The organism is Flavonifractor sp. An92 (assembly GCF_002159175.1).
Classification (GTDB): Bacteria; Bacillota; Clostridia; order Oscillospirales; family Oscillospiraceae; genus Pseudoflavonifractor_A.
This window is the reverse complement of the sequence record NZ_NFGZ01000006.1, coordinates 76,020-99,911: the sequence shown is the minus strand read 5'-3', so window position 1 is coordinate 99,911 and position 23,892 is coordinate 76,020. Positions and strand designations below refer to the sequence as shown.

Here is a 23,892-nt window from a genome sequence, read left to right as displayed (position 1 = left end):
TCCCCGCCAATTCACTTAGGCTGTCGGGGATCAGGCGTTCAGAATGACGGTGGCCAGCAGGACCAGGTCCTCCAGATCCACGATACCGTCGCTGTTCAGGTCGGCCTTCTGGGCCTCGGTCCAGTTGCCGTCGCCCTCCTTGGCCTGATAGAAGCTCTGGGCGATGGCCAGGTCGATCTGATCCACCTTGCCGTCGTTGTTCAGGTCAAAGATGTCCACCACCTGGGTGGTAACGGTGGCATTTTCGATTTCCACGGGGATGATTTCGGTGGTGTTGCCGAAGGTGACGTCGCTGAGCTTCACGGTGATGTCGCCTTTCTGGTCGGCGGAGGAGCGGACGAACACCTGCAGGGCGTCGATGGTGTCGGACAGGGTCTGCACATCAGACAGGCCGTAGGCGAGAATAATTTCATGGGTGACGGAGCCGTCCTCGTTGTGGGTCTCCTTTTCTTCGAGCTTGGTAAAGCCGTTCAGAGCCTGAAGGTCCCAGCCGGTGCACAGGCCGCTGACCGTGATGGAGAGCTTCACATTGTCAATTTTGGACATATCGCCGCCGATGGAGACGGTGTAGGGCACGCGGACGTTCTGGCCGACCGTGGCGGGACCGGTGAGGGAGGCGATGGAGTCCGCCTGGAATCCCAGATCAGAGGCGGGGATGACCTCAAAGACGCTCCGGCTGCTGGCACCCTCGTACAGCAGGGCGATGGAGCCGTCGGCCATCTCGGTCAGGCTGGAGTAGCCGTAGGACACGCCGCTGGCGGTGACCTCGTAGGTGTTGACCAGAGTCAGGGTCTTGTCCTCGTTGACCACGAAGGTGTAGATCTTGCCGTTGGTGCGGCTGTTGGCATTACCCGCAGCGGTGGACAGCAGGATGACGTCCTTTCCATCCAGCTGCTGGGAGTACTTGATGGCGGAGAGCTGGTTGTTGTAGGTCTTGTGGACACCGGTGTCCACCGGGTCGCCGGCCACCCACTTCTCGCCGTCCCAGGTGTGGTCGGTGTAGTACAGGGTGGAGTAGCCGTCGCGGTAGAAGTGGCGCACGGTGGTCTCGTCGATCTGGACCAGGCAGCTCTCGCTGGACCAGTGGTCAGAACCGGTGGCGTCGTCGGAGCGGGTCCAGGTCTTACCACCGTCGGTGGAGTAGATGAAGCTGGCGATCTGGTTGCTGTTGGCGATGCCGGAGGTGAAGGTGTAGGCGGGCAGCATGATGGTGCCGTCCTCCAGGCAGAGGCCGGCGCCGGGGCCCACGCCGTAGAACTGGTCTTCACCGGTGCGGATCTGGGGGTTGAGGATGGTGGGGGCGGACCAGGTCTCGCCCTCGTCGGTGGAGGTCAGCAGCCACAGGTAGGTGGCGCAGCGCACATGCAGGTCAGCGTTGTAGAAGAACAGGTTCTGCTGGATGTACTTGCTGCTGCCCAGCTGCTGGCAGTAGATCTTCTGGGCGTCGGGGTCGCTGCCGTCGCCCTGGTAGAGGTAGTAATACTCGTCCACATAGTAATCGGTGACGGAGCCGTCCACGTCATAGATCTTGGCGTAGCCGTCCTCAAAGTCGCCCACATAGGAGACGTAGTTGCTGTCGTTCTGCTGGGAGGCGGTGCCGGAGGTGTACAGCACCAGGCGCTGCACGCCGTCGATCTCCACATAGCCGCTGGACTTGGTCGGAGCCATGGGGGCGGTGTTGAGGGCCACACCGCCGGGGAAGAGGTCCACCATCAGGTAGATGGTGCCGTCGTTGCCCTGGACCATCACCGGGTCGATGAAGGCAGTGGCGTAGCTCTGCTTGGAGTCCACGCTGTCCTCAAAATAGTTGGCAAAGGAGTAGTTCCAGGTCTTGCCGCCGTCGTCAGAGTAGCTGACGATGGTGTCCAGGGCGCAGGCGTCGCCCAGGTGGTTCCAGCGGGCGTCAATGGCGGCCAGAATGCGGCCGCTGTCCAGGGTGATGATGGAGGGGATGCGGAAGTTGTTGCTGCCGCCGGTGCCGGGGGCAAAGGGCTCGTCCTGGGTCGTGCCGGGCTGGGGGATCAGGTCCTCCCGGTCCGCCGTCTCGGCGGGCACCTCGGTCTGCTTGAACAGACGCAGGGCGTAGCCGGTGCTGCCGGTCAGGAAGGCGGTGTTTTCGGTGGAGTTGAAGGAGAGGTAGCTGTCGCCGGAGGCGATGGTATACAGCCCAGCCTCCTCGTCAAAGTCGATGGTCAGGACCACGGCCTCGGCGGAGGTGTTCAGGTTGGAGATGCTGGACTGGGACAGGTCCAGATAGCGGCCGCTGTCCACGCTCCGGACGGTGTAGCCGCCCTCCACGGCGGTGATGGTCCACAGCTGGCGGGAGGCGGCAAAGCCGCCGTTCAGGGCCAGCTCATCGCCGGAAACGGAGGCGGTGACCTTGTCGGTCTTGCCGCTGCCGGTGTGGTAGAGGATGCGGTTCTGGTTGCCGCCGTCATCCTCGTTGGTATAGATGGCGTACACGGCACCAGAGTCCACCCCATCGGTATCCCGGATGTAGGCGGTGGCGGTGGGCACAGCAGCCAGGGCTGCCGGGCAGAGGGCAAAGAGCATGCACAGGGTCGTCAGGACCGCTGCCAGCTTCCGAACTGTGTGTTTCATAGAATCTTCCTTTCTCTGATGTGAACATCTGTCGTCCAACAGAGTATCTTTTGACAGTGTATACCCTCCTTTTTGACCAGATTCCGGATGGACGTACTCCGGTTGACGGGCTTTTCCGACGGATTCTGTCCGCCGGCGAACTGCGTTGATTCTATTGTAGCACCGATGAAATTTATTTTCATTGCATGTTTTAGATGAAAAAATATTTAAAATACTGTACATAATTGCCAAAAGAATTGTCAAATAATCTCATATTTTGGTTTGGGTGACTGACAGAAAATAAAAAACGCGGACACCAGATCTGGTGTCCGCGCGAGGGTGTGTGGGCACTTATTCGGGCTGTTTCAGAAGCGCCAGAACATCGCCGGCATTGGCGTCCGGCTTCACCTTGGGCATGGCGTGGCGGATGATGCCGTCGCCGTCGATGACGTAGGTGGAGCGCACCACGCCCATGGAGGTCTTGCCGTAGAGCTTCTTCTCCTGCCAGACGCCGTAGGCCTGGAGGGTGGTGAGCTCCGGGTCAGACAGAAGCCGGAAGGGCAGGTCGTACTTGGCGGCGAATTTCTGGTGGGAGGCGGTGGAGTCCTTGCTCACGCCCAGAACCACCGCGTCCAGGGCCTGAAAGTCCGCAAAAGCCTGGGCGAAGGCGCAGGCCTGACGGCTGCAGCCGGGGGTGTTGTCCCGGGGGTAGAAGTAGAGCACCACGGTCTTTCCGCGAAAGTCCGACAGAGACACCGGGTTCCCGTCCTGGTCCGGCAGGGTGAAGTCCGGCGCTTTTGTTCCGATTTCCAGCATATCAGGATTCTCCTTTCAGGAATACAAATTCAGTTGAAGTAGAGCGAGCGGGGGAGAAGGAAAAACTCAGCTCACAAAAGCTCTGGATGTCCTCCACTCCGGAGCCGCCGCACTGGGCCAGCCAGCGCACCATGCGCCCCCGGGCCATTTTGCACATGGTCCCCTTTTCCACCACCCGGCCGTCCTTCTCCTCGCCAAAGACACAGGTGATGTGCCGGACGGAGGGGGGCAGGTGGGGGAGTACCGCGCGGCTGTACTCCTTGGAGGCCAGGTCCAGCACCAGATCGGTCTCAGCCGCCAGGGCCAGCGCCAGCCGCTCGCCCCAGAAGGCGTACAGATCCCGGCAGCCGTCCACCGCCAGCTTTGCTTGCATCTCCAGGCGGTAAGGGGTCACCCCGTCCATGGGCCGCAGCAGGCCGTAGAACCCGGAGAGGATGCGCAGATGCTCCTTTACATAGTCCAGCGCCTCACGCTCCAGCACGCCGGGGGCCAGATACTGGTACTGGATGCCCTCATAGGCGAAGAGAGCGGGTGTCAGGCCGCGCTCCAGGTCCATGGTCCGCAGCCGCTCCACGTTTTCCCGGGCGATGGCGTCGCTGCACTTCCACAGGGTCTGGAGCTGTGCGGGAGAGAGGGCCTCCAGCGCGGAGAGGACCCGCCGGGTCTCCGGCAGGAAGGCGGGCAGCCCCTCCGGGGCAAAGCTGTCCGTGTCCCGGTTCATTTTCTTGGCGGGTGAGATGATGATGCGCATGGAAGTTCCTCCGATCCACCGTTTACTCGTCCAGCTGGTCCATCAGGTCGTCCAGCCGGTCCTCCAGTTCCTCGTGCCGGTCGCCCCACTGCTCATACGCTTCGCTCTCCATGTCCTCCGGTTCCTCTTCGTCCAGCCGTGCCAGCTCAGCCCGCAGAAACTCCACCGCGGCCAGGAGCTGCTCCCGGTCGGGGTCCGACCCGTCGGGCCCGTCAAAGAGCCATACCACATCGCCCATGGCGCTCCCTCCTTTCGTTAGGCCCATTCTACCAGAGCGGCGAAAAAAAGAAAAGAGGGATGGAACCGGGCGGCGCGCTGGTGCATCTATAAAGTGTCCGGACAAAAGATGAGGTGAGTGCCATGAAGGAACAACAGATCACCGCGCCGGAGCGCCGGCTGGCCTTCGCCGCCCTGGTGACCGAGCACAGCCGGGCCATGTACCGGGCCGCCCGGTCTCTTCTGCCCAGCGACGCCGACGCCGAGGACGCGGTGGGAGAGGCGGTGCTGCTGGCCTGGCAGGCCTTTCCCAGGCTGCGGGACCAAAATGCGGCCCGGGCCTGGCTGGTGAAGATCACGGTGAACTGCGCCCGGGCCCAGCACCGCCGCGCCGGGCGGGTGACCTGCCTGGAGGACCTGGAAGAGGTGGCGGGGGAGTACCACGACCCGGCCCCCACCCTGTGGGACGCGGTGTGCCGCCTGCCGGAGGAGCAGCGGAGCGTGGTGACCCTCTTTTATTATGAGGATTGGACGGTGGCGCAGATCGCCCGCCAGCTCCACGTCCCTCAGGGGACCGTGAAGTCCCGGCTCAGCCGGGCCCGGGAGAAGCTGCGCACCATGCTGGGAGAGGAGGAATCCCCATGAAGCTGGAGGAAACACTCAGAATGCGCGCCCGGACGGAGGAGACGCCCCTGCCGCCGGGATTTGAGGACCGTTTAAAGGACAAACTGGACAGCCTGCCCGCCCAGGCCCGGCCCACCCGACATGTGGGCCGGACGGTGTTGGTGGCCGCGGCGGTGTGCGCCCTGTGTATCGCGTCGGCCCTGGCGCTGTCCCCCACTCTGCGGCAGATGCTGGAGGCGGTACAGGGGAAATACACCGACTACGCCAAGCCGGTGGAGGCCTCTGCGGTGGAAAACGGCATCGAGATCCGGATCATCTCCGCCCTGGCCGACCACACCAAGATCCAGGTGTACGCCGAGGCCCGGGACCTGGAGGGGGACCGGCTGAGCGGAGCGCTGGATGTGATTGGGGTCATCCAGCCGGAGACGTTCCGAGAGGGCAGTGGATTAAGCAGCTGTACCCATGAGGCCCGCTGCGTAGGATATGACCCGGAGACCGGCACGGCCCTTCTGGAGTTCACCACCTGGGGACTTATCCCCGGGGAGGACACCCGTCTGGAGCTGGTGGTACCCTATCTGGCCGCCGGTTCAGAGGGATTGAGCGAGGAGAGCTGGCGCATTCCCTTCGACCCAGAGCGGCAGGAGGTGCGCAGCATTGCCCTGAGCGGCACCGTCAACGGCCTGCCGCTGGAGCGCCTGGAGCTGTCCCCGCTGGGGGCGGCGCTCTACACCAGGAAAGGCAGTTACGACGGAGATTTGGCGGTCCACCTGTCCGACGGAACGGTGCTGCATCCCGAAAGGGAGGGAGGCGGTGCCACCAACGGAATGGAGGGACCGGTCAGCCGCTACTGGAGCTTTGCCGAGCCGGTGGACCCGGCGGAGATCACCGGCATCTCCCTGCAATACTGGTTCATCCCCCTGGACGCCGACGACACCGCCGCTCCGGGCCGCTGGCTCAGCGAGCTCCCCGCCTGACTCCATGCCCCAGGCTGCGCGCCCCGCAGAAGCGGGGCGCGCATTTTTTGTGCGGATGTGGTAACCTTTCGGAGAGGCGGAACGTGTATAGAGTAGAAGGGACAAGGAGGTGACGGCGATGGACCGAGAGGAGGCCCGGCAGGTGGTGGAGCGGTACGGCTCCATGGTGTACCGTCTGGCCTACGCCCGGACGGGCCGGAGGGATGACGCGGAGGACGTGACCCAGGAGGTCTTTCTCCGCCTGGTGCGCGCCGCCCCGGCCTTCCGGGACGAGGAGCACCAGAAGGCGTGGCTGCTGCGGGTGACGGCCAACTGTGCCGGGGACCTGTTCCGCTCTCCATGGCGAAAACGGCACCGCCCGCTGGAGGAGGCGGACGGCCTCATCAGCCCGGAGCCGGAGGAAAATGGCGTGCTGGAGGCGGTGCTGGCCCTGCCGGAGCGGTACCGGACGGTGGTACACCTTTTCTACTATGAGGAGCTGAGCGTGGCGGAGATCGCCGCCGCCCTGGGCAAGAGCGAGGGGGCGGTGCGCACCCGCCTGAGCCGGGCCCGGGGGATGCTGCGGGAGCTGTTGGACGAGGAGGGTGAGACGGATGTTTCGAGATGACTACCGAAAGGAGATGGACGCGGTGAAACTGAGCGAGCATCAGAAGGAACAGCTGGCCGGGCTCATGGCGGCCCAGCCGGTGCGGAAGGCCCGCCGGGCGGGGCGGACGGTACTGGTGGCGGCCGTGGCCTGTGCGCTGCTGGCGGCCACCGCGGCGGCCTATGTCACCGGTGCGCTGGACTTCCTGAAGGGCAGAGAGGAGTATCAGTTCCTGGGTCAGGCGGCCTTATATGAGGAGTACGCCCGTCGGGTTGACCTGTCCGACACGGCGGACAACGGGGACACTCTGACCATCGAGTACACGGCCATGGACGAAAATTTTTGCACCGTGTTCTACACCCTCCATACGGCCAAGCCTATGGAGGCCTGGTCCCAGCGGGAGCACCTGCCCATCTCGCCGGACGCGCCCGACCTCTGGCAGGCCATGGGCCTGGAGCCCACCTTCACCCTGGAGGCGGACGGGGAAACACTGACCGGCGGACAGGACGGGCAGCAGTACCTGCTGAATGCCAACACCCTGGTGGGCATGGCCCGGCTGCCACTGAACCGGGCCGGGGCCCTGGTGGACGGAGAGACCGTCACCCTGAGGGCGGAGGCCCCACTAACGGACTGGGATGGCGGATTGGAACGGGCGGAGACCGGGCGGTGGAGCTTTGCCCTGGAGGCTGAGCCACTGGAGGCGTGGACTGATACCCTCTCCGCACCGGCGGCGCTGGGGGAGCGGCAGGTAGAATCCTTGAGTGTCACGATCTCTCCTCTGGGCACGGTGCTGCGGGCCCGGGTGGCGGTGCCCGAGGAATACCGGGCGGAGCCGGACCTGTGGGGTGGCCTGGGCTGGTTCGTGGTTCGGGATGAGGATGGCAGGTACTACCCCTACGACGTGCTGACCTCGGCGCTGTCGGAGGACGGTACGGCCTGGGAGGAGTCCTACCTTCTCTACGGCCTGGAGGACGCGGAGACGCTGGAGCTGCTGCCGGCGGAGCTGGAGGGCGAGTTTGTCACCATAAATCTGGAGGACCTGCCCTGGCAGGGGAAAGGTGGTTACACCTTCGCGTCCTTCACGGTGGAGGAGGGGCAGATGACCCTCCGGATGGAGCCGGACGGCGTGGTGGGCAGCACCGGCTACTGCGGCAGCGTGGCCTACTTCCTGAGCCGTGCAGCCGAGCCGGATGATTCTCAGGAAGAGGGGAGCGGGAAGCTGTTCTACGGCGACGGAGCCCCCGACATCTACCAGAACAGCTTCACCGATTGGCGGGACGGCAGCGTCACCATCACCTGGTCCCTGGATGAGGCGGGACAGGCACAGGCGGAAGAGCTGGCCGGGTTGGAGCTCTATGTGGAGACCTATGTGCCGGAGGAGGGGACGGGCGTTCTACTCCCATTGACCGACTGAAAGAAAACCAAAGAGCGGTGCCTGCCGAATATGCGGCGGGCACCGCTCTTTCCTGTGGAACCTCTTGAAATCTGGTCACTTTTCCAGTATAATATGACAGATTGAACCAAGGCCGCCGCGGTCTGCTATGATATCATAGGAAAGCGTGAGAGATTTGAAGTACGATTTTGCAAGCATCGAGCCCAAGTGGCAAAAGAAATGGCAGGAGACGGGCGTCTACAAGACCCCCGATCACAGTGAGAAGCCCAAGTTCTACGCTCTGGTGGAGTTCCCCTATCCCTCGGGCCAGGGCCTGCACGTGGGCCATGCCCGCCCCTACACCGCCATGGACGTGGTGGCCCGCAAGCGCCGCATGGACGGGTACAATGTGCTCTTCCCCATGGGCTATGACGCCTTCGGCCTGCCCACCGAGAACTACGCCATCAAGAACCACATCCACCCCGCCAAGGTGACCCACGACAACATCGCCAACTTCACCAAGCAGCTGCAGATGCTGGGTTACTCCTTCGACTGGGACCGGGTCATCAACACCACCGACCCCAGCTACTACAAGTGGACCCAGTGGATCTTCCTCCAGCTCTACAAGCACGGTCTGGCCTACAAGACCACCATGCCCGTGAACTGGTGTACCTCCTGTAAGTGCGTCCTGGCCAACGAAGAGGTGGTGGAGGGCGTGTGCGAGCGCTGCGGCGCCCCCGTCATCCGCAAGGAGAAGAGCCAGTGGATGCTCAAGATCACCGAGTACGCCCAGCGCCTCATCGACGACCTGGACGACCTGGACTTCATCGAGCGGGTGAAGATCCAGCAGAAGAACTGGATCGGCCGCTCCACCGGCGCCGAGGTCACCTTTAAGGCCACCACCGGCGAGGATATCGTGGTGTTCACCACCCGGCCCGATACCCTCTTCGGCGCCACCTATATGGTCCTCTCTCCCGAGCACGAGCTGGTGAAGGGCTGGCTGGAGAGCGGCAAGCTGGCGAACGCCGACGACGTGAAGGCCTACCAGGCCGCCGCCGCCTCCAAGTCCGACCTGGAGCGCACCGAGCTCAACAAGGAAAAGACCGGCGTGTGCCTGGACGGCGTGAAGGGCATCAACCCCGTCAACGGCAAGGAGATCCCCATCTTCATCTCCGACTACGTTCTGTCCACCTACGGCACCGGCGCCATCATGGCCGTGCCCGCCCACGACGACCGCGACTGGGAGTTTGCCAAGAAGTTCGGCTGTGAGATCATCGAGGTGGTCTCCGGCGGCGAGGACGTGCAGAAGGCCGCCTTTACCGCCAAGGACGAGACCGGCATCCTGGTCAACTCCGAGTTCCTCAACGGCATGACCGTCAAGGACGCCATCCCCGCCATCACCGAGTGGCTGGAGGAGAAGGGCATCGGCAAGGCCAAGGTCAACTATAAGCTCCGTGACTGGGTGTTCTCCCGCCAGCGCTACTGGGGCGAGCCCATCCCCATGGTGTATTGCGAGAAGTGCGGCTGGCAGCCCATCAGCGAGGATCAGCTGCCCCTGCTGCTCCCCGACGTGGAGAGCTACGAGCCCACCGATGACGGCGAGAGCCCCATCTCCAAGATGACCGACTGGGTCAACACCACCTGCCCCTGTTGCGGCGGCCCTGCCAAGCGGGAGACCGACACCATGCCCCAGTGGGCTGGTTCCAGCTGGTACTTCCTGCGCTATATGGACCCCCACAACGACAAGGCCCTGGCCTCTCCCGAGGCCCTGAAGTACTGGTCCCCCGTGGACTGGTACAACGGCGGCATGGAGCACACCACCCTGCATCTGCTGTACAGCCGTTTCTGGCATAAATTCCTCTACGACATCGGCGTGGTCCCCACCAAGGAGCCCTACAAGAAGCGCACCAGCCACGGCATGATCCTGGGCGAGGGCGGCGAGAAGATGTCCAAGAGCCGCGGTAACGTGGTCAACCCCAACGATGTGGTGGCTCAGTACGGCGCCGACACCATGCGTCTGTATATCATGTTCATCGGCGACTTCGAGAAGGCCGCCGCCTGGAGCGACAACGCCGTCAAGGGCTGCAAGCGCTTCCTGGACCGTGTGTGGAACCTGGCCGAGAACCTGACCGACGGCGAGGGCTACTCCGCCGCCAACGAGAGCGCCATCCACAAGGCCATCAAGAAGGTGTCCGACGACATCGAGGCCATGAAGTTCAACACCGCCATCGCCGCCCTCATGGCGCTGGTCAACGACTTTTACGCCAATGGCTGCTCCAAGGGCGACTACGGCGCGCTGCTGCTGATGCTCTCTCCCTTCGCCCCCCACATGGTGGAGGAGCTGTGGGAGAACCTGGGCTACGCCGCCGCCCACGGCGGTATGGCCTGCCAGCAGACCTGGCCCACCTATGACGAGAGCAAGACCGTGGACGCCGAGGTCCAGATGGCCGTGCAGGTCTGCGGCAAGCTCCGCGCCACCATCACCGTGCCCATGGACAGCGACGAGGCCGCCGTGGTGGCCGCTGCCATGGCCGATCCCAAGGTGCAGAAGTTCACCGAGGGCAAGAAGCTGGTCAAGACCATCCTGGTGCCCAACAAGCTGGTCAACCTGATCGCGAAATAAGCAACTTCCCAAAAATGGGCCTTGACAACTGAGGGTCCACAGCATATAATATATAAATGTTAAAGCCATAACTATCAGTATGTGGCCCTTTCGCAGCGGGTTTTCCGTTGCTTCGGAGGGAGGGGAAATAAATGTCGGAAGTCCGTGTTAAAGATGGCGAGTCCCTGGAGAACGCCCTGAAGCGCTTCAAGCGCAACTGCGCCAAGTCGGGCGTCCTGGCCGAGGTGCGCAAGCGTGAGCACTATGAGAGCCCGAGCGTCAAGCGCCGCAAGAAGTCCGAGGCAGCTCGCAAGAACCGCAAGAAGTTCTATTAATGGTCGATGGGTCGTATGACCCGCTGGATCGTTGAACTGCGAACCCACTTGTCCGCCGCATACGGCGGGCAAGTGGGTTTTTATTTTCCCACGAGAAAATATGTGATTTGGGTTGACAACTCAGAAAGTGTGTGGTAGTATATATCACGCGCTGTGATTGGATCGGACGTGGAGAGATGTCCGAGTGGTTTAAGGAGCCGGTCTTGAAAACCGGTGACTCGCAAGAGCCGTGGGTTCGAATCCCACTCTCTCCGCCACTTTTCCACTCACGACAACGAGATATGGATTTGCAGAAGTACCCAAGTGGCCGAAGGGGCTCCCCTGCTAAGGGAGTAGACGGGTTAAACCGTGCGAGGGTTCAAATCCCTCCTTCTGCGCCAAGCAAAAAGCCTGGAACCGCAATGGTTCCAGGCTTTTTCGTTTGTTTCCCCCCGGCGAAATATATAGACAAAGATCCGGGGCTCCTCGCATGAGGAAACCTGGATTTTTGCGCGGAATCAACACTATGCACGCTGCATACTTGGCTGTTTTTGCAAAAATGAATATAATTGTGTCAGATTCAATCCAAAAGACAGCATAACGGCCAGGAGGAGATGGGTATGAGCACAACAAAGAGATGCACTCTGGAAAACGGAGTATGCCGGGTATTGGACGGCGTATCCAGGATCACGGTGGACTGCTTTGAGGGCTGTAAGGACGAAATGGTCAAGCTCTGCCTGCCCAAAAGCGTGAAGGTCATCACCGGAAAGGCGTTTGAGGACTGCAACCGGCTGGCGGAATTTGAAGTGGCGGAGGGCAGCACGAAGTTCCAGGTGGAAAACGGCTGCCTCATGGGAAAGGACGGCACGCTGGTCCGGGCGCCCATGGGGCGGCCGGTGGAGATCCCGGCGGGGACCACAAAAATCGGGGACTATGCCTTTTTCCGCACGAAACTGACCGCTGTCCGTTTGCCGGCGTCGGTAACGGAGATCGGGACCTGTGCTTTTGCGTACAGCGCGCTGGCGCAGGTGGACCCGCTCCCGGAGGGATTGACCGTCATCAAGGATTTTGCTTTCCGGTGGTGTTCCCTCAAAGAGGTCACCGTTCCGGAGTCGGTCCGACAGATCGGCGAGGGCGTGTTTGGGGAAAATTACGGCCTGCGGCTGGACCTGCGGTGCCGCGCATGTTCGTGCGGCTGGTTGGTTGGCTATCCGGATAAGAAGCGGAAGTGGATCCGCATCCTTCTGCCCCGGCACATTTCCGTCTCCGGGGAGCTGACCAAGGACGTGCGCCCGGCGGTTATCGCGGGATTTGCGGAGCTGTATGTCCAGGGAGAGCTGGAGGGGGACCGCAGCAACGACCTGCGCTACATCCGGAACAAGCGCAAAGAGCTCTATCCCCTGGCGCTGGAGGACGGGAATGTGCTGCGCCTGATGGAGGCCGAGCAGATCATCCCCGCCCGGGACATCGATGAACTGATCCGGACGGCGGCGGAGCGCGGGCAGCAGGACGTGGCGGCGGAGCTGGAGATTTATAAGAATGAGGTCCTGGGCGGCAGCGCGCAGGTGGAGCAGGAGCGCCGGAAGGCGGAACGACTGGCCAAACGGCCGGCCCTGGGCAAGATGCCCGAGGAGGAGCGGATGCGGGTCCTCCAGGCCTTTGTCCGGCGGCGCCGGACGGGGGAGGCGATCCCGGAGGAGGAAGCGCAGGCCTGCCTCTCCTACCTGCGCCGCAACCGGCGGAAGCTGGCCTGTGCCGGACCGGAGTACCCGGAGCTCTTCCACTTCCTTTTGCAGGAGGAGATGCTGACCAAGGAGGAGTTCCCCGAGGTGCTGGAGGCGGTCCAGCAGGCGGGAGACACGGAGCTGGTGGCCGCGGCCCTGGACTATCAGAACCGCCGCTTTGCCGCCGGAGCTCCGGACGCGGCTCTGGGCGGAATGGACCTCCTGTCCGGCAGCGTGCTGACGGTGAAGGAGGCGAAGCTCTCCTGGCAGTACGAAAAGACGGAGGGAGGAGAACTCCGGATTCTGGGCTACAAGGGCCGGAAAACCGCGGTGGAGGTCCCCCAGATGATCGGCAAGGACTGGGTGACCCGGATCGGGGACTACGCCTTCAGTCCAAACGCCAAGCGCCTCACCGAGGACCAGAGGACCATACGGGCGCAGATCAGCTCCATCCTGATCCCGGAAGGGGTGGTGGAGGTGGGAGCCCACGCCTTTGACCAGTGCAGGAAGCTCCGGGAGGTGGTCCTCCCCGCCACGCTGGAGAAGCTGGGGCCCGGGGCGGAAAACGTCTGGTCCGGTCGGGGGGAGATCAAAAACCCGTTCCATCTCTGCCCGTCCCTGGAGAACCTGGTGGTGGCCGACGGAAACCGGAGCTATCGCATGGAGGGCCCGCTCTTCCTGGCGCGGACCGAGGGGGGCGAGGAGCTGCTGACCCGCATCGGGCCGGTGACCGGTCATGTGGTGATTCCGGAGGGGAGTACGGACCTTCCGGAGGCGTGCTTCTCCGGATGCAGCGGGATTACTGGGCTGACCCTGCCGGGGACGTTAAGGAAAATCGGGGAGAAGGCCTTTTCCGATTGTACCGCCCTGACGGAGGTGGTCATCCCGGGGAGCGTAGAGCGGATCCTCTCGGATGCCTTTGAGAACTGTACCGCCCTGGAGCGGGTGACCCTGGAGGAGGGAGTGCGCTCCCTCTATTTTGGGGTTTTCCGGGGCTGCGCCAGCCTGACCTCCATTGCCCTTCCGGCCAGTATCCTGGAATTCAAGCAGTCTGCTTTGAGTGAGTACCTGCAGGCGTGGAGCATCTCGCCCGACCACCCGACGCTCAGCATTGAGGGGCCGCTCCTGCTGGACAAGGACCGGAGGGTGGTCTATGACTGCCTGTACAGCGCCTCCGGCGCGCTGACAGTTCCGGAGACGGTGCAGGAGATCTCATACCGGGCCTTTGAATCCTGCGGACGCCTGAGCCAGGTCACGCTGCCGGACAGCGTCAAAAAGCTGGGAGACGGACTGTTTACCGATTGTTCGCAGCTGACCCGGGTGGTCCTGCCGAAAAAGGTGAACGCCATCGGCGAGCATTTCTTTTCCCGCTGTGTCTCGCTGCGGGAGGTGATCCTGCCGGAACGGGCGATATCCATCGGGAAGCGGGTCTTTTTCGCCTGCCAATCGCTGGAGCATCTCACTCTGCCGGAGGGGCCGAAAAAGATCCCGGAGGACGCCTTCCGTGCCTGCAAGAGCCTGCGGGAGCTCACGCTGCCGGAGAGCGTACGGACCATCGACTGGGGCGCTTTCCAGAGCTGCGAGGCTCTGACCGACCTCACCATCCCGGCGGGCGTGACCCGGATCGAGGACGGGGCCTTCGATGACTGTCCCAACCTCACCATCCACGCCCCGGCGGGGTCTTATGCGGAAACATACGCCAAAGAGAACAACATCCGTTTTGAAGCGGAGTAAGGAGGCAGCGCTATGGAACACGATTTTGTGATTGAGAACGGTGTGTTGACGAAATACAACGGCCCTGGCGGGGATGTGGTCATCCCGGCGGGGGTGACGGAAATCGGCGAGCGCGCGTTTTATGGCTGCACGGACCTGACCGGCATCACCGTTCCGGACAGTGTGACGAGGATCGGAGAGAGAGAGTCTTTGAGAACTGCTTTCAATTGACCAAGGTCTCCATCCCGGAGAAGGTCGCGAAAATCGGAAGGTACGCCTTTTTGCGCTCCGGTGTCCAGAAGATACCAAGTGCTGCGGCCCTTCTGATGCATGGATGCAGCATCGACGGCCTGGGGGATGGAGTGGGGGATGTATTCTGCTGTGCCGACGATCTGGAGTGCGCGGCGGCCATTTACCTGACCCAGAGCCGAAAAGCCCCTCTGAGCCGTTGCGAGGCCACGCTCTACGCCGATGGGAACGCCACGGTCGCTATGATGACCAAGCTGCTGGCGGAACAGAAGCGGAAGCCGACCTGCTACAAGAAGGCGGCGGAGTTTGCCCTGTCCTGTGGGAGTTCGGTCAAGGCGGAGACCCTCCAGGCCCTCTGCGGCGTGGTGACCGCCGCCAAAGCCAAGGCGGCGGCAGAACTGCTGGAAAAGGAGCTCAAAAAGAGGAAGAGGACAAAGGGAACCGCCATAAAGGGGGCCACCGGCCATCCTGTGGAGGCGTTCTGCCAGGAGCATTTCAACGAGGGCAATGTCACCCACATGCTGGACCAGTGCGGGCTGGCGCTGAAAAAGCTCCCCGCGGTCCGCTACCGGGACAGCGAGGAGAGCGCCCCGCCCTTCGTGGTGGGGTGTGTGCTGGCGGCCTATCTGGAGATGGGTGAGACGGATGGTTGGAGTACGCCCGACTTCTTCTACCACAAAGAGGCCGATCAGATCGCCGCCGCCCTGGATCCTGCCGCGTTCCAGCAGGCCCTGGAGAAGCTCTACCAGTCCATCGACAAAAAGACCGGGATCACCAAGGCACCGCGGTTCCTCATGCCCTATTGCCGTTTCGGCACAGCTGAGCAGGTGAGCGGGGTCATCTCCAATCTGAAGAAGTGGACGTCCTGGTCCGCATACCACCAGGCCGGACGGGATACGGAGTATCTGGCCCGGTACGCCATCTGCCTGAATGAGAGCCGGACTGCTCTGCTCTGGGCGGACAAGAACGACCAACTGGACTTTGTGGCCAGACTGCGGAACACCACTGCCGACATGCTGCGGGACACTCAGCTCTCCGAGTTTGGTCTGGACGAGAAGGGGGAGAAGGTTTACGATCTGGGCGGAACTACGGTGACCGCCGTCCTGGCCGCCGATCTGTCCCTCAGCCTCTATGACAGCAATGCCGGAAAGATTGTCAAGTCCATTCCCAAGAAAGGGGCCGACCCGGAGAAATACGAGGCGGCCAAGGCGGACTTTGCCGAGATGAAAAAGAATCTCACAAAGGTGGCCAAGGCCCGCTGTGATGTGCTTTTCCAGGACTTTTTGAGCGGGAGGAGCCGAGCGGGAGAGGACTGGCGCGCATCCTATCCGGGGAACCCCTTGCTGCGCCAGGTGGCCTCTCTGCTGGTGTGGAGCCAGGACGGGCAGACCTTCACCCTCAGAGACGGCCAGCCTGTCGACTCCAAGGGAGCGGCCTATACCATCACCGATTCCCCCGTCACCGTGGCACACCCCATGGAGATGGACCGGGATGATGTGGAGCGCTGGCAGAAGTATTTCGCCGCCCAGGGCCTCAGGCAGCCCTTTGCCCAGGTGTGGGAGCCGGTTATCGATTTCTCCCAGGTGAAGGAGGACCGCTACAGCGGCATCGAACTCCCCGCCAACCAGCTGCGCGGCCGGGAGAAACACGGCATCCAATTTGGGTTTGATTATAGCACCGTCGCGCTTTCCGTCTCCTTTGCCGGCTGTGACCTGGATTGCGGCCTTACCGACTGCCGTCATCATTCTCTGGAGCCGGATAGCAAGGTGGTCTTTGGCGCACTGAAGGTGGAGAACCCATCCCGCCAGGCCAACCACATCATCGGACTTCTGGACAAGTGGACGGTGGAGGGCCGCATTCTGAAAGATGACGTGAGCGCGGTGGAGCATCTGGACAGCTTCACGCTGGCCCAGGTGACGGAGCTTCTCAACCTGGCCATCGAAAACCAGTGCACCAACTGCACCGCCGCCCTCCTGGCGTACAAGAATACCCGCTTTGCGGACTTTGACCCCATGGATGTGTTTACCCTGGAATGATCCTGAAAAAACATTTCTTTTGACGGTACAACACGGCCAGGAGCCCGAAAAGGCTCCTGGCCGTGTGCTGTCCAGATCGGAGATAAACAGTTCCAAGCAGACCTTACCCTCCCGCGTTTTTTTGACAAGTTGCAAGTCCTTTTGAAACGCGAACAATGAAGTTATGCTTATTGGAGAAAGAAAAAGTTTGTAACAATCCGCATGGATGTGCGTCATATAGACAGAAAGCGAGGTGGTGTGGATGGATTTTGACCAGCTGTACAAGGAGCAGTTCCCCATAGTGTACCGTTATCTGACAGGACTCTGTGGAAACCAGGCGCTGGCGGAAGAATTGACCCAGGAGACCTTCTGTCGTGCTATTGAACACAGTGCCTCCTTTCGAGGAACCTGCAGGCTGTCTGTATGGCTATGCCAAATCGGAAAGAACTGTTGGCTCTCCTATTTGAGAAAGGCAAAACGCCAAGCGGGAGATGAGGCCCTGGAGCAGATGCCTTCCTCTCAGAATGTAGAAGAGGATCTGCTTCTCCAGGAAAACGCCCGCCAGATCCATCAGCGGCTCCATGCCCTGCCGGAGCCATATCGGGAGGTGTTTACTCTGCGGGTCTTTGCGGAACTGCCCTACGGGCAGATCGGCGAATTGTTTGGAAAATCGGAAAACTGGGCCAGAGTGACGTATTACCGTGCGAAACAGAAAATCAAGGAGGGATTCGAATGAAATGTGAGATCATCCGCGACCTGCTGCCCCTGTACTGTGACGGGCTGTGCAGCGAGGCCAGCAAGCAGGAGATCGAAGCCCATGTGGCACAATGCGAGGGGTGCCGCGCCTGTTTGGCAGAAATGAAAGAGGAGGCTCCCGTCCCCTCGCTCTCTCCTGAGTCGGAAACGGAAGCCCGTGTTCTGCGGGGGGTGAAAAAGAAGTTCTCCCGTGGGCGCCGGCGGGCGGTCCTGATCGCCGTGGCAGTCATGCTGATCTTCTCTGTTGTTTTGGCGGGTGCGGCGGATGTCCCGCAGCCGGTGACCTATACGGACGGCCTGGTAACGGCAGAGCTTGCGGTGGATGAGGTGATCGACCTCTACTACCACGGCGGGAGCTACGACTCTTTCCACGGATTCAGCCGGGAGGTAGACGGCCGGAATGTGGTGTTCCTCTATTTTGACCGTACCCTTCGCTCGGATGTGATGCCGGATCGTGAGGGACATCTGTGCATTGGCAACGGGCTGTTGACCGACTTTGAGACGGCCACCTATCAGGTGGATCGGCAGGTGGATGCGGTCTACTATTTGGTGGGAGATTATCTGGAGCTCCCCGGCCTGGCGCAGGCCGAATTTGAGCAGGCTGTGGCGGATGCGGTCCTTCTGTGGGAACGCTGAACCAAGCCGAAAAGCAGAATGCCTGGACAGCCTTTCGAGGGCTGCCCAGGCTGCTTTTATATTCCGTCTTTCCATAGACAACGGGCGCCCGTTCTCATGGCCAGACAGTAGAGATATTTCATAAAAACAAGCGCAATTCCGGAAGGATTACAAGCGGGTGATCAAATGTGGCTTGAAAATCAAATGGTTGGAGCAAAGCATGCTGCGCCTGACTGCGGGAGAAACTCTGCCAGAGAAGGGCTGTTCTGTTACCGGTTGCCATTGTACCCTCCCAATTTCTGTTCCCTCGCGCGCCTAAAAATCCAGAGTTCCTGTGGTATGAGCAGCTCGGGTTTTGTGCGGAATCAACACTATGCAAGCTGCATACTTGGCTGTTTTCCATGATTTCATGTATAATAGAGGCGAGTTCATGATTTGCTTTCTGTTTTGAAGGGGGAACTGTTGTGGCAAACATTTCGAGTGCTTATGGAACGCTGACGCTCAAAGGCGACTGGAATCAGGAGGCCATCGACCTGTTCCAGAAGGTCCTGAACTGCTGGAGTTTTCACGGTGAATATGGCCTGGAGGCGGACGGGCTTCTGAGCCTGGACCAGCGGCAAACCACCTTCGAGGGAACGGGACGCTGGGGCTTTACGTCCACGCTGCAAGAGGAGTTTGACGACTGGACCAGAGACTGGATCGAGCATCCGGCACCGGATAGCGACCACCGGCTGGACTGGGAGACCTATCGGGCCTGCCTGGAACTCATGTGCCTGAAGCATCTGTCGGTCTCCCTTTCCTTTGAAGAAGAGGCGGATGATTTTTACTATCCCAGCAGTGGCTCCTTCTTCAGTGATGGCACCCGGTTTTTGTATTTGGATGATGAAAACCCGACGAGAGGCTATAAAAAGCGGATCCAAGAGGGCTTTGCCCAGCTGGGTGCTCTGCTGAAATATGAGGGCCCCGGCGGCGCGGTGGAGATTCCGCCGGAGGTCCGGGCCATCGGGGAGGGGGCGTTCCGGAGACGGACCGACATCACCAGCGTGGTCCTACCCGACAGTGTGTGCTGGGTGGGCGCGAGCGCGTGGAGGGACTGCAAAGCCCTGACCAGCGTCACGCTGCCCAAGGGGCTGAGCTGTCTGCCGGACTGCGCATTCTGTGGGTGCAAGAGCCTGACTGCTATCACCATTCCGGAGGGTGTACTGGAGATCGGCGAACAGACGTTCCGGAATTGCACCGCCCTCACGGAGCTGGTCCTTCCCCAGAGTGTGAGGCGGATCGGCGCGGAGGCGTTTGCGGGCTGCACCGCGCTGCGCCGGCTGGAGCTGCCGGAGCATCTGACGGAGGTGGGCCACGGTATCCTGCGAAAGTCCCCCAAAGTGGAAAATCTGGGGGAATTTGTAGTGGTCCATGGGGAACTGGTGGCATACCAAGGCCCGGGAAGCGCGGTGGTCCTGCCGGATTCCATTACATCCATCCAGCGGGAAGTGCTGAAGGGAAATAAGAAGGTGACCTCCCTCACCCTTCCGGAGGGGGTGACGGAGATCGGAATCGAGGCCTTTGCCGACTGCACCAGTCTGACCAGCGTATCCTTTCCGGCCAGTTTGAAGGAGATCAAAAGCAGTGCCTTCCGTGGCTGTACCAAACTGGCCTGTATCACGGTGCCGGGCAGCGTAAAAACCATTGGTGCCTGGGCATTTGCGGGCTGTACGGGCCTGACGGAGCTCGTGCTGGAAGAGGGGATCGAAGTAATCGATTTCCGGGCGTTTCTGGATTGTACTGGTCTGACCCATCTGACCATCCCGGCCAGTGTCAAGAAAGTGGGAGATTGGGCGTTCGAGGGCTGTGCGGGCCTGACCAACGCCGTGCTGAGCGAGGGAGTGCAGGAAGTCGTGGAGGGCGCCTTCAAGAACTGCAAGGAGCTTCAGGTGCTGAAGCTCCCGGCCAGTGTAAGGAGCATGGATAAAAGCTGCCGTGCCGGCTGCAAAAAGGTCACCATCCACGCCCCGGCGGGGTCTTACGCGGAGGAGTTTGCGAAGAAGAATAACATCCCCTTTGAAGTGGAGTAGGGAGGCAGAGCTGTGGACTGCGAATTTGTGATTGAAAAGCGGGTTTTGACCAAGTACAATGGCCGCTGCAGAGAGGTGGTCATCCCGGAGAACGTAAAGCAGATCGGCCTGGGTGCTTTTGCGGGCCGCACCAGTTTGAAGCAAATCACGATTCCGGATAGCGTGACTGATATCTGCTATCGGGCATTTGAGAACTGTACCGCTCTGACCCGTGTAGTCATTCCGGGCAGCGTGACAGCAATTGGCTCACACGCATTCAAAAACTGCACCGCCCTGACCAGCGTGGTGGTGCAGGAGGGAACGGTGGAAATTGGCGGAGCGGCCTTTGCCGACTGCGAAAACCTGACCGAGTTGGTTTTGCCGGGAAGTTTGAAACGGATCGATTACAACGCCTTTGACGGGTGCGGGAAATTGACCTGCCTTCAGATTCCGGAGGGTGTGGAGGAGATCAAAGGCCAGGCGTTCAGAAGGTGTTCTGCGCTGGAAAAAATCGCTCTCCCGGCCAGCCTGAGGATCTTGGAGCGGGAGGCGTTGGGTGCTTGCCCCAACTTACAGGAGATCAGCCTGGCGGAGGGCAATGACTGCTTCTGTCTGGAACCGCACGCCCTGTATGACCGGAGTAAGACCTTTCTGATCCGCGCATTTCAGATAGACGGGGCGTTTACTGTTCCGGACAGCGTGGAGCGGATCGCGGAGTATGCCTTTGCATACTGTGCCGGTCTGACCCAGGTATTTCTGCCCGATGGATTGCGCGAGATCGACCAAAGTGCCTTCAAATGGTGTAAAAATCTCCGGGAGGTCGAACTGCCGGAGGGATTGAGCAGCCTTGAATGTGATGTTTTCCTGGGGTGCAGCAGCCTGACCAGCCTGAAAATTCCCGCCGGAGTGCGTCGGATACCGTGCAGCATGACGGGGGGCTGCAGCAGCATGAGGGCTGTGGAGATTCTGGGAGAAGTCCAGGAATGCGGCGGAACGGGCAGCTTTGCCTATTCTCCCTTTACCGACGGGGTGCCGGTGCTGGCTCCCTACACGCCGGTTGAGGTATTCGGCCCCGATGACAAGACCAACGTTGTGTTGGGGTTTGCCCGCCTGTACGCAGAAGGGCGGGAGATGCCGGAGAACATCCGGAACGGGTATCTGGCCTATCTCAAACGGCAGCGGCGGAAGCTGTATGATCTGGCCCTCGGGGACCCGCCCCTGCTGACCCTGATGCTGAAAGAGAAGATCATTCCCAAAAATGATGTGTCGGAGGTCCTGGAGCGGGCCGCAAAGACCGGAAACACGGAGGCGTCCGCCCTTCTGCTGGAGTATCAGAACCAGCTCCGGCGGCCGGGGGATGAGAAGCGGGAGTTTCAGAAGGTCCTGCGAAAGCTGGAGTCCAACGGTATGACGGTGGCGGAGGCCCAGAGGATCTGGAGCTATGAAAAAACGGAGGAGGGCACCATCCGGCTTGTGAGCTACCGAGGGAGAGAGGAGGAAGTTGTGGTCCCGGATCGTATCGGGAAAATCGCGGTGACCGAGATCGGCGGCCACGCCTTCAGCCCCAGGGGCAATACCAGTGAGGATGTAAAAAGACGGCGGGAAAAAATCCGCTCCGTTTTGGTGCCGGAGGGCGTGGTGAAGCTGGGCGAATATACCTTCACGAAATGCGGTGCATTGGCCTGCGTGCAGCTTCCTGACAGCATGACAGAAATCGGCAGCTTTGCCTTTGGGGGCTGTACGAGTCTGACCGATATCAGCATCCCGGATCATGTGACCCGGATCGGCGAGTATGCCTTCGATGGCTGCACGGGTCTGACCGGTATCACCATCCCGAACCGCATGACCCGGATCGGCGAGTGGGCCTTCCGTAATTGTACCAACCTGACCAGTGTTCTCGTTCCGAACCGTGTGACCCGAATCGGTAAGGGGGCCTTCTTTGGCTGCGCGGGTCTGACCAGTATCACCATCCCGAACCGTGTGACCCGGATCGACGAATATGCTTTCGCTGATTGTGCGGGCCTGACCGGCATCACCATCCCGGACCATGTGACCAAGATCGGAGAGGGCGCCTTCGAGGGCTGTCCCAACCTCACCATCCACGCCCCGGCGGGGTCTTATGCGGAAACATACGCCAAAGAGAACAACATCCGCTTTGAAGCGGAGTAAGGTGGTATTTATGTGGACCACAAATTTGTGATCAAAAAGGGAATGCTGCTCAAGTACACCGGCCCAGGCGGGCATGTAGCCATCCCGGAAGAAGTGACAAAGATCGAACTGCAAGCCTTCCGGGACTGTACCAGTCTGACCGGTGTGACCATTCCGGCAGGCGTGACTGAGATCGGTTGGTTTGCCTTTGAGGGCTGCACAAATCTGACCAGCGTGAGCATTCCGGAAGGGGTGACTGAGATCGGCTGGTCTGCCTTCTCTGGCTGCACGGGCTTGACCGGTTTGACCCTCCCGGATAGTATGACGGAAATCGGCACGGCTGCCTTTTCCGGCTGCACAGGTCTGACCAGCGTGGCGATTCCGGCAGGCGTGAAGGAAATCGGCATGTCTGCCTTTTCCAACTGCACGGGTCTGACCAGCGTGAGTATCCCGGAGGGGGTGACAAAGATCGGAAACCAGGCCTTTTGGGGCTGTACCGGTCTGACCAGCGTGAGCATCCCAGAAAGTGTGACCGAGATCGGTGCCATTGCCTTCGAGGGCTGTACGGGTCTGACGAATGTGACCGTTCCGGAGCGTGTGGTGGAAATTGGCCGAAGTGCATTCGCTCAAACACCGTGGCAGGAACGGCAGAAGGAAGAGCATGGAATCGCTTATGCGGGACGATTGGCCGTGGCGTGTCAGGAAAGCCTGACCCACGCGGAGATCAGAGACGGAACCGAGCGCTTTGGCGATGGAGCCTTCGCGGACTGTACGAATTTGCTCCGTGTGACCATTCCGGACAGTGTGACGGAGATTAGCTGGTCTGCCTTTGAGGGCTGCACGGGTCTGACCAGTGTCACCATTCCGGCGGGCGTGACCAGCGTGTGCGGAAAGGCCTTCTTCGGCTGCACCGGTTTGACCAGCATCACCATTCCGGCCAGTGTGACCAAGATCGGCCAGTCTGCCTTCTCCGGCTGCGCGGGCCTGACCAGTGTGACGATTCCAGCGGGTGTGACCAAGATCGGCAATTATGCCTTCTATAACTGCACGGGGTTGACCAGTGTGACCATTCCGGAGAGCGTGAGAGAGATCGGCGAGTGGGCTTTCTCCGGCTGCACGGGGTTGATAGAGGTGATGATTTCGAAGGGTGTGAGAAAAATCGGCGAGTGGGCTTTCTCCGGCTGCACGGGGTTGACCAGTGTGGCTGTTCCGGAGAGCGTGAGAGAGATCGGCGAGTTTGCCTTTCGGGATTGCACGAGGTTGACCAGCGTGACCATCCCGGAGAGGGTGACCAAGATCGGAGAGGGTGCATTCTCTGGCTGTATGGGTTTGACACAGATCGAGATCGCACCGGGAAATAGGCAATTTTCTGTGGAAAACGGCCTGATGATTTCCGAAAAAAGGCATTGTGTGATATTTGCCATGGGAAGTTTGACCAGTGTGACGATCCCGGCGGGTGTGACCAAGATCGGCACGGCTGCCTTTCAGGGCTGCACAAGCCTGAAGAGCGTGACCATCCCGGCAGAGGTAACGGAGATTGGTTTGGCTACTTTTTCTGGCTGCACGGGCTTGACCGCTGTGGCTCTTCCGGACGGTCTGACGAAAATCAGGGACTATGCCTTCGCTGTCTGCACGGGCCTGAAGAGTGTGACCATCCCGGCCGGTGTGAAGAAGATCGACTGGTCTGTTTTCAGGGACTGCCCCGACCTCACCATTCACGCCCCGGCGGGATCTTATGCGGAAACATACGCCAAGGAGAACAACATCCCCTTTGAAACGGAGTAAGGAG

The 23,892-nt window shown here is 60.9% G+C and carries 18 protein-coding genes and 2 tRNA genes; 16 read left to right on the top strand and 4 right to left on the bottom strand.

Annotation, left to right across the window (positions count from 1 at the left end):
* Window positions 1-30: 30 nt before the first annotated feature.
* The 4 genes from B5G43_RS06355 to B5G43_RS06340 form a co-directional block, all read right to left on the bottom strand.
* Window positions 31-2,601, bottom strand: coding sequence for an exo-alpha-sialidase (locus tag B5G43_RS06355; RefSeq protein ID WP_158097374.1), 2,571 nt, complete (start codon window positions 2,599-2,601; stop codon window positions 31-33).
* A gap of 330 nt (window positions 2,602-2,931) precedes the next feature.
* On the bottom strand, window positions 2,932-3,396 hold the full coding sequence (gene bcp, locus B5G43_RS06350) for a thioredoxin-dependent thiol peroxidase (RefSeq protein ID WP_087259633.1): 465 nt from the start codon (window positions 3,394-3,396) through the stop codon (window positions 2,932-2,934).
* Between the two features lies 1 nt (window position 3,397).
* On the bottom strand, window positions 3,398-4,147 hold the full coding sequence (yaaA, locus tag B5G43_RS06345; RefSeq protein WP_087259632.1) for a peroxide stress protein YaaA: 750 nt from the start codon (window positions 4,145-4,147) through the stop codon (window positions 3,398-3,400).
* 22 nt (window positions 4,148-4,169) lie between these two features.
* Window positions 4,170-4,385: a hypothetical protein gene (locus tag B5G43_RS06340; protein ID WP_087259631.1), complete on the bottom strand. Its 216-nt coding sequence runs from the start codon at window positions 4,383-4,385 to the stop codon at window positions 4,170-4,172.
* Between the two features lie 122 nt (window positions 4,386-4,507).
* Between B5G43_RS06340 and B5G43_RS06335 the strand changes: the two genes are divergently transcribed.
* From B5G43_RS06335 to B5G43_RS06260, 16 genes are all read left to right on the top strand, one after another.
* The gene (locus B5G43_RS06335) at window positions 4,508-5,008 is read left to right on the top strand and encodes a sigma-70 family RNA polymerase sigma factor (protein WP_087259630.1); all 501 of its coding nucleotides are present in this window, start codon (window positions 4,508-4,510) and stop codon (window positions 5,006-5,008) included.
* Complete coding sequence (locus B5G43_RS06330) at window positions 5,005-5,961, top strand: DUF4179 domain-containing protein (protein ID WP_087259629.1); 957 nt, start codon at window positions 5,005-5,007, stop codon at window positions 5,959-5,961. The genes B5G43_RS06335 and B5G43_RS06330 overlap by 4 nt, the downstream gene beginning before the upstream one ends.
* Before the next feature lie 118 nt (window positions 5,962-6,079).
* Window positions 6,080-6,568 (top strand): sigma-70 family RNA polymerase sigma factor, encoded by a 489-nt coding sequence (locus tag B5G43_RS06325; protein WP_087259628.1) that lies wholly within the window; start codon window positions 6,080-6,082, stop codon window positions 6,566-6,568.
* Window positions 6,555-7,961, top strand: a complete 1,407-nt coding sequence (locus B5G43_RS06320; protein ID WP_087259627.1) for a DUF4179 domain-containing protein — start codon at window positions 6,555-6,557, stop codon at window positions 7,959-7,961. Before B5G43_RS06325 ends, B5G43_RS06320 begins: the two co-directional genes overlap by 14 nt.
* 154 nt (window positions 7,962-8,115) lie before the next feature.
* Window positions 8,116-10,542: a leucine--tRNA ligase gene (gene leuS, locus B5G43_RS06315; RefSeq protein ID WP_087259626.1), complete on the top strand. Its 2,427-nt coding sequence runs from the start codon at window positions 8,116-8,118 to the stop codon at window positions 10,540-10,542.
* A 131-nt stretch (window positions 10,543-10,673) separates the two neighbouring features.
* Entirely contained in the window at window positions 10,674-10,856 is a 183-nt protein-coding gene (gene rpsU / locus B5G43_RS06310) for a 30S ribosomal protein S21 (protein ID WP_087259625.1), read from the top strand.
* A gap of 170 nt (window positions 10,857-11,026) precedes the next feature.
* Window positions 11,027-11,113 (top strand) — tRNA-Ser (locus B5G43_RS06305).
* A 32-nt stretch (window positions 11,114-11,145) separates the two neighbouring features.
* Window positions 11,146-11,236, top strand: a tRNA-Ser gene (locus B5G43_RS06300).
* A gap of 219 nt (window positions 11,237-11,455) precedes the next feature.
* Window positions 11,456-14,293 (top strand): leucine-rich repeat domain-containing protein, encoded by a 2,838-nt coding sequence (locus B5G43_RS06295; RefSeq protein ID WP_158097373.1) that lies wholly within the window; start codon window positions 11,456-11,458, stop codon window positions 14,291-14,293.
* A gap of 12 nt (window positions 14,294-14,305) precedes the next feature.
* Complete coding sequence (locus B5G43_RS06290) at window positions 14,306-14,503, top strand: leucine-rich repeat protein (protein WP_087259623.1); 198 nt, start codon at window positions 14,306-14,308, stop codon at window positions 14,501-14,503.
* Between the two features lie 95 nt (window positions 14,504-14,598).
* Window positions 14,599-16,557 carry a DUF4132 domain-containing protein gene (locus B5G43_RS06285; RefSeq protein ID WP_087259622.1) on the top strand — a complete coding sequence of 653 codons (1,959 nt, stop codon included), beginning with the start codon at window positions 14,599-14,601 and terminating at the stop codon, window positions 16,555-16,557.
* Window positions 16,558-16,798: 241 nt separating this feature from the next.
* The gene (locus B5G43_RS06280) at window positions 16,799-17,272 is read left to right on the top strand and encodes a sigma-70 family RNA polymerase sigma factor (RefSeq protein WP_087259621.1); all 474 of its coding nucleotides are present in this window, start codon (window positions 16,799-16,801) and stop codon (window positions 17,270-17,272) included.
* Complete coding sequence (locus B5G43_RS06275; protein WP_087259620.1) at window positions 17,269-17,928, top strand: zf-HC2 domain-containing protein; 660 nt, start codon at window positions 17,269-17,271, stop codon at window positions 17,926-17,928. The genes B5G43_RS06280 and B5G43_RS06275 overlap by 4 nt, the downstream gene beginning before the upstream one ends.
* Window positions 17,929-18,371: 443 nt before the next feature.
* Window positions 18,372-19,976, top strand: a complete 1,605-nt coding sequence (locus tag B5G43_RS06270; protein ID WP_087259619.1) for a leucine-rich repeat domain-containing protein — start codon at window positions 18,372-18,374, stop codon at window positions 19,974-19,976.
* Window positions 19,977-19,988: 12 nt separating this feature from the next.
* Complete coding sequence (locus tag B5G43_RS06265) at window positions 19,989-22,124, top strand: leucine-rich repeat domain-containing protein (protein ID WP_087259618.1); 2,136 nt, start codon at window positions 19,989-19,991, stop codon at window positions 22,122-22,124.
* 12 nt (window positions 22,125-22,136) lie between these two features.
* Window positions 22,137-23,888 (top strand): leucine-rich repeat domain-containing protein, encoded by a 1,752-nt coding sequence (locus tag B5G43_RS06260; RefSeq protein ID WP_087259617.1) that lies wholly within the window; start codon window positions 22,137-22,139, stop codon window positions 23,886-23,888.
* Window positions 23,889-23,892: the final 4 nt, after the last annotated feature.

Bases quoted from the DNA above. Each gene is read 5' to 3' on its own strand.
- B5G43_RS06355 (WP_158097374.1), bottom strand. From the start codon at position 2,601: ATGAAACACACAGTTCGGAAGCTGGCAGCGGTCCTGACGACCCTGTGC.
- bcp (WP_087259633.1), bottom strand. From the start codon at position 3,396: ATGCTGGAAATCGGAACAAAAGCGCCGGACTTCACCCTGCCGGACCAG.
- yaaA (WP_087259632.1), bottom strand. From the start codon at position 4,147: ATGCGCATCATCATCTCACCCGCCAAGAAAATGAACCGGGACACGGAC.
- B5G43_RS06340 (WP_087259631.1), bottom strand. From the start codon at position 4,385: ATGGGCGATGTGGTATGGCTCTTTGACGGGCCCGACGGGTCGGACCCC.
- B5G43_RS06335 (WP_087259630.1), top strand. From the start codon at position 4,508: ATGAAGGAACAACAGATCACCGCGCCGGAGCGCCGGCTGGCCTTCGCC.
- B5G43_RS06330 (WP_087259629.1), top strand. From the start codon at position 5,005: ATGAAGCTGGAGGAAACACTCAGAATGCGCGCCCGGACGGAGGAGACG.
- B5G43_RS06325 (WP_087259628.1), top strand. From the start codon at position 6,080: ATGGACCGAGAGGAGGCCCGGCAGGTGGTGGAGCGGTACGGCTCCATG.
- B5G43_RS06320 (WP_087259627.1), top strand. From the start codon at position 6,555: ATGTTTCGAGATGACTACCGAAAGGAGATGGACGCGGTGAAACTGAGC.
- rpsU (WP_087259625.1), top strand. From the start codon at position 10,674: ATGTCGGAAGTCCGTGTTAAAGATGGCGAGTCCCTGGAGAACGCCCTG.
- B5G43_RS06295 (WP_158097373.1), top strand. From the start codon at position 11,456: ATGAGCACAACAAAGAGATGCACTCTGGAAAACGGAGTATGCCGGGTA.
- B5G43_RS06290 (WP_087259623.1), top strand. From the start codon at position 14,306: ATGGAACACGATTTTGTGATTGAGAACGGTGTGTTGACGAAATACAAC.
- B5G43_RS06285 (WP_087259622.1), top strand. From the start codon at position 14,599: ATGCATGGATGCAGCATCGACGGCCTGGGGGATGGAGTGGGGGATGTA.
- B5G43_RS06280 (WP_087259621.1), top strand. From the start codon at position 16,799: ATGGATTTTGACCAGCTGTACAAGGAGCAGTTCCCCATAGTGTACCGT.
- B5G43_RS06275 (WP_087259620.1), top strand. From the start codon at position 17,269: ATGAAATGTGAGATCATCCGCGACCTGCTGCCCCTGTACTGTGACGGG.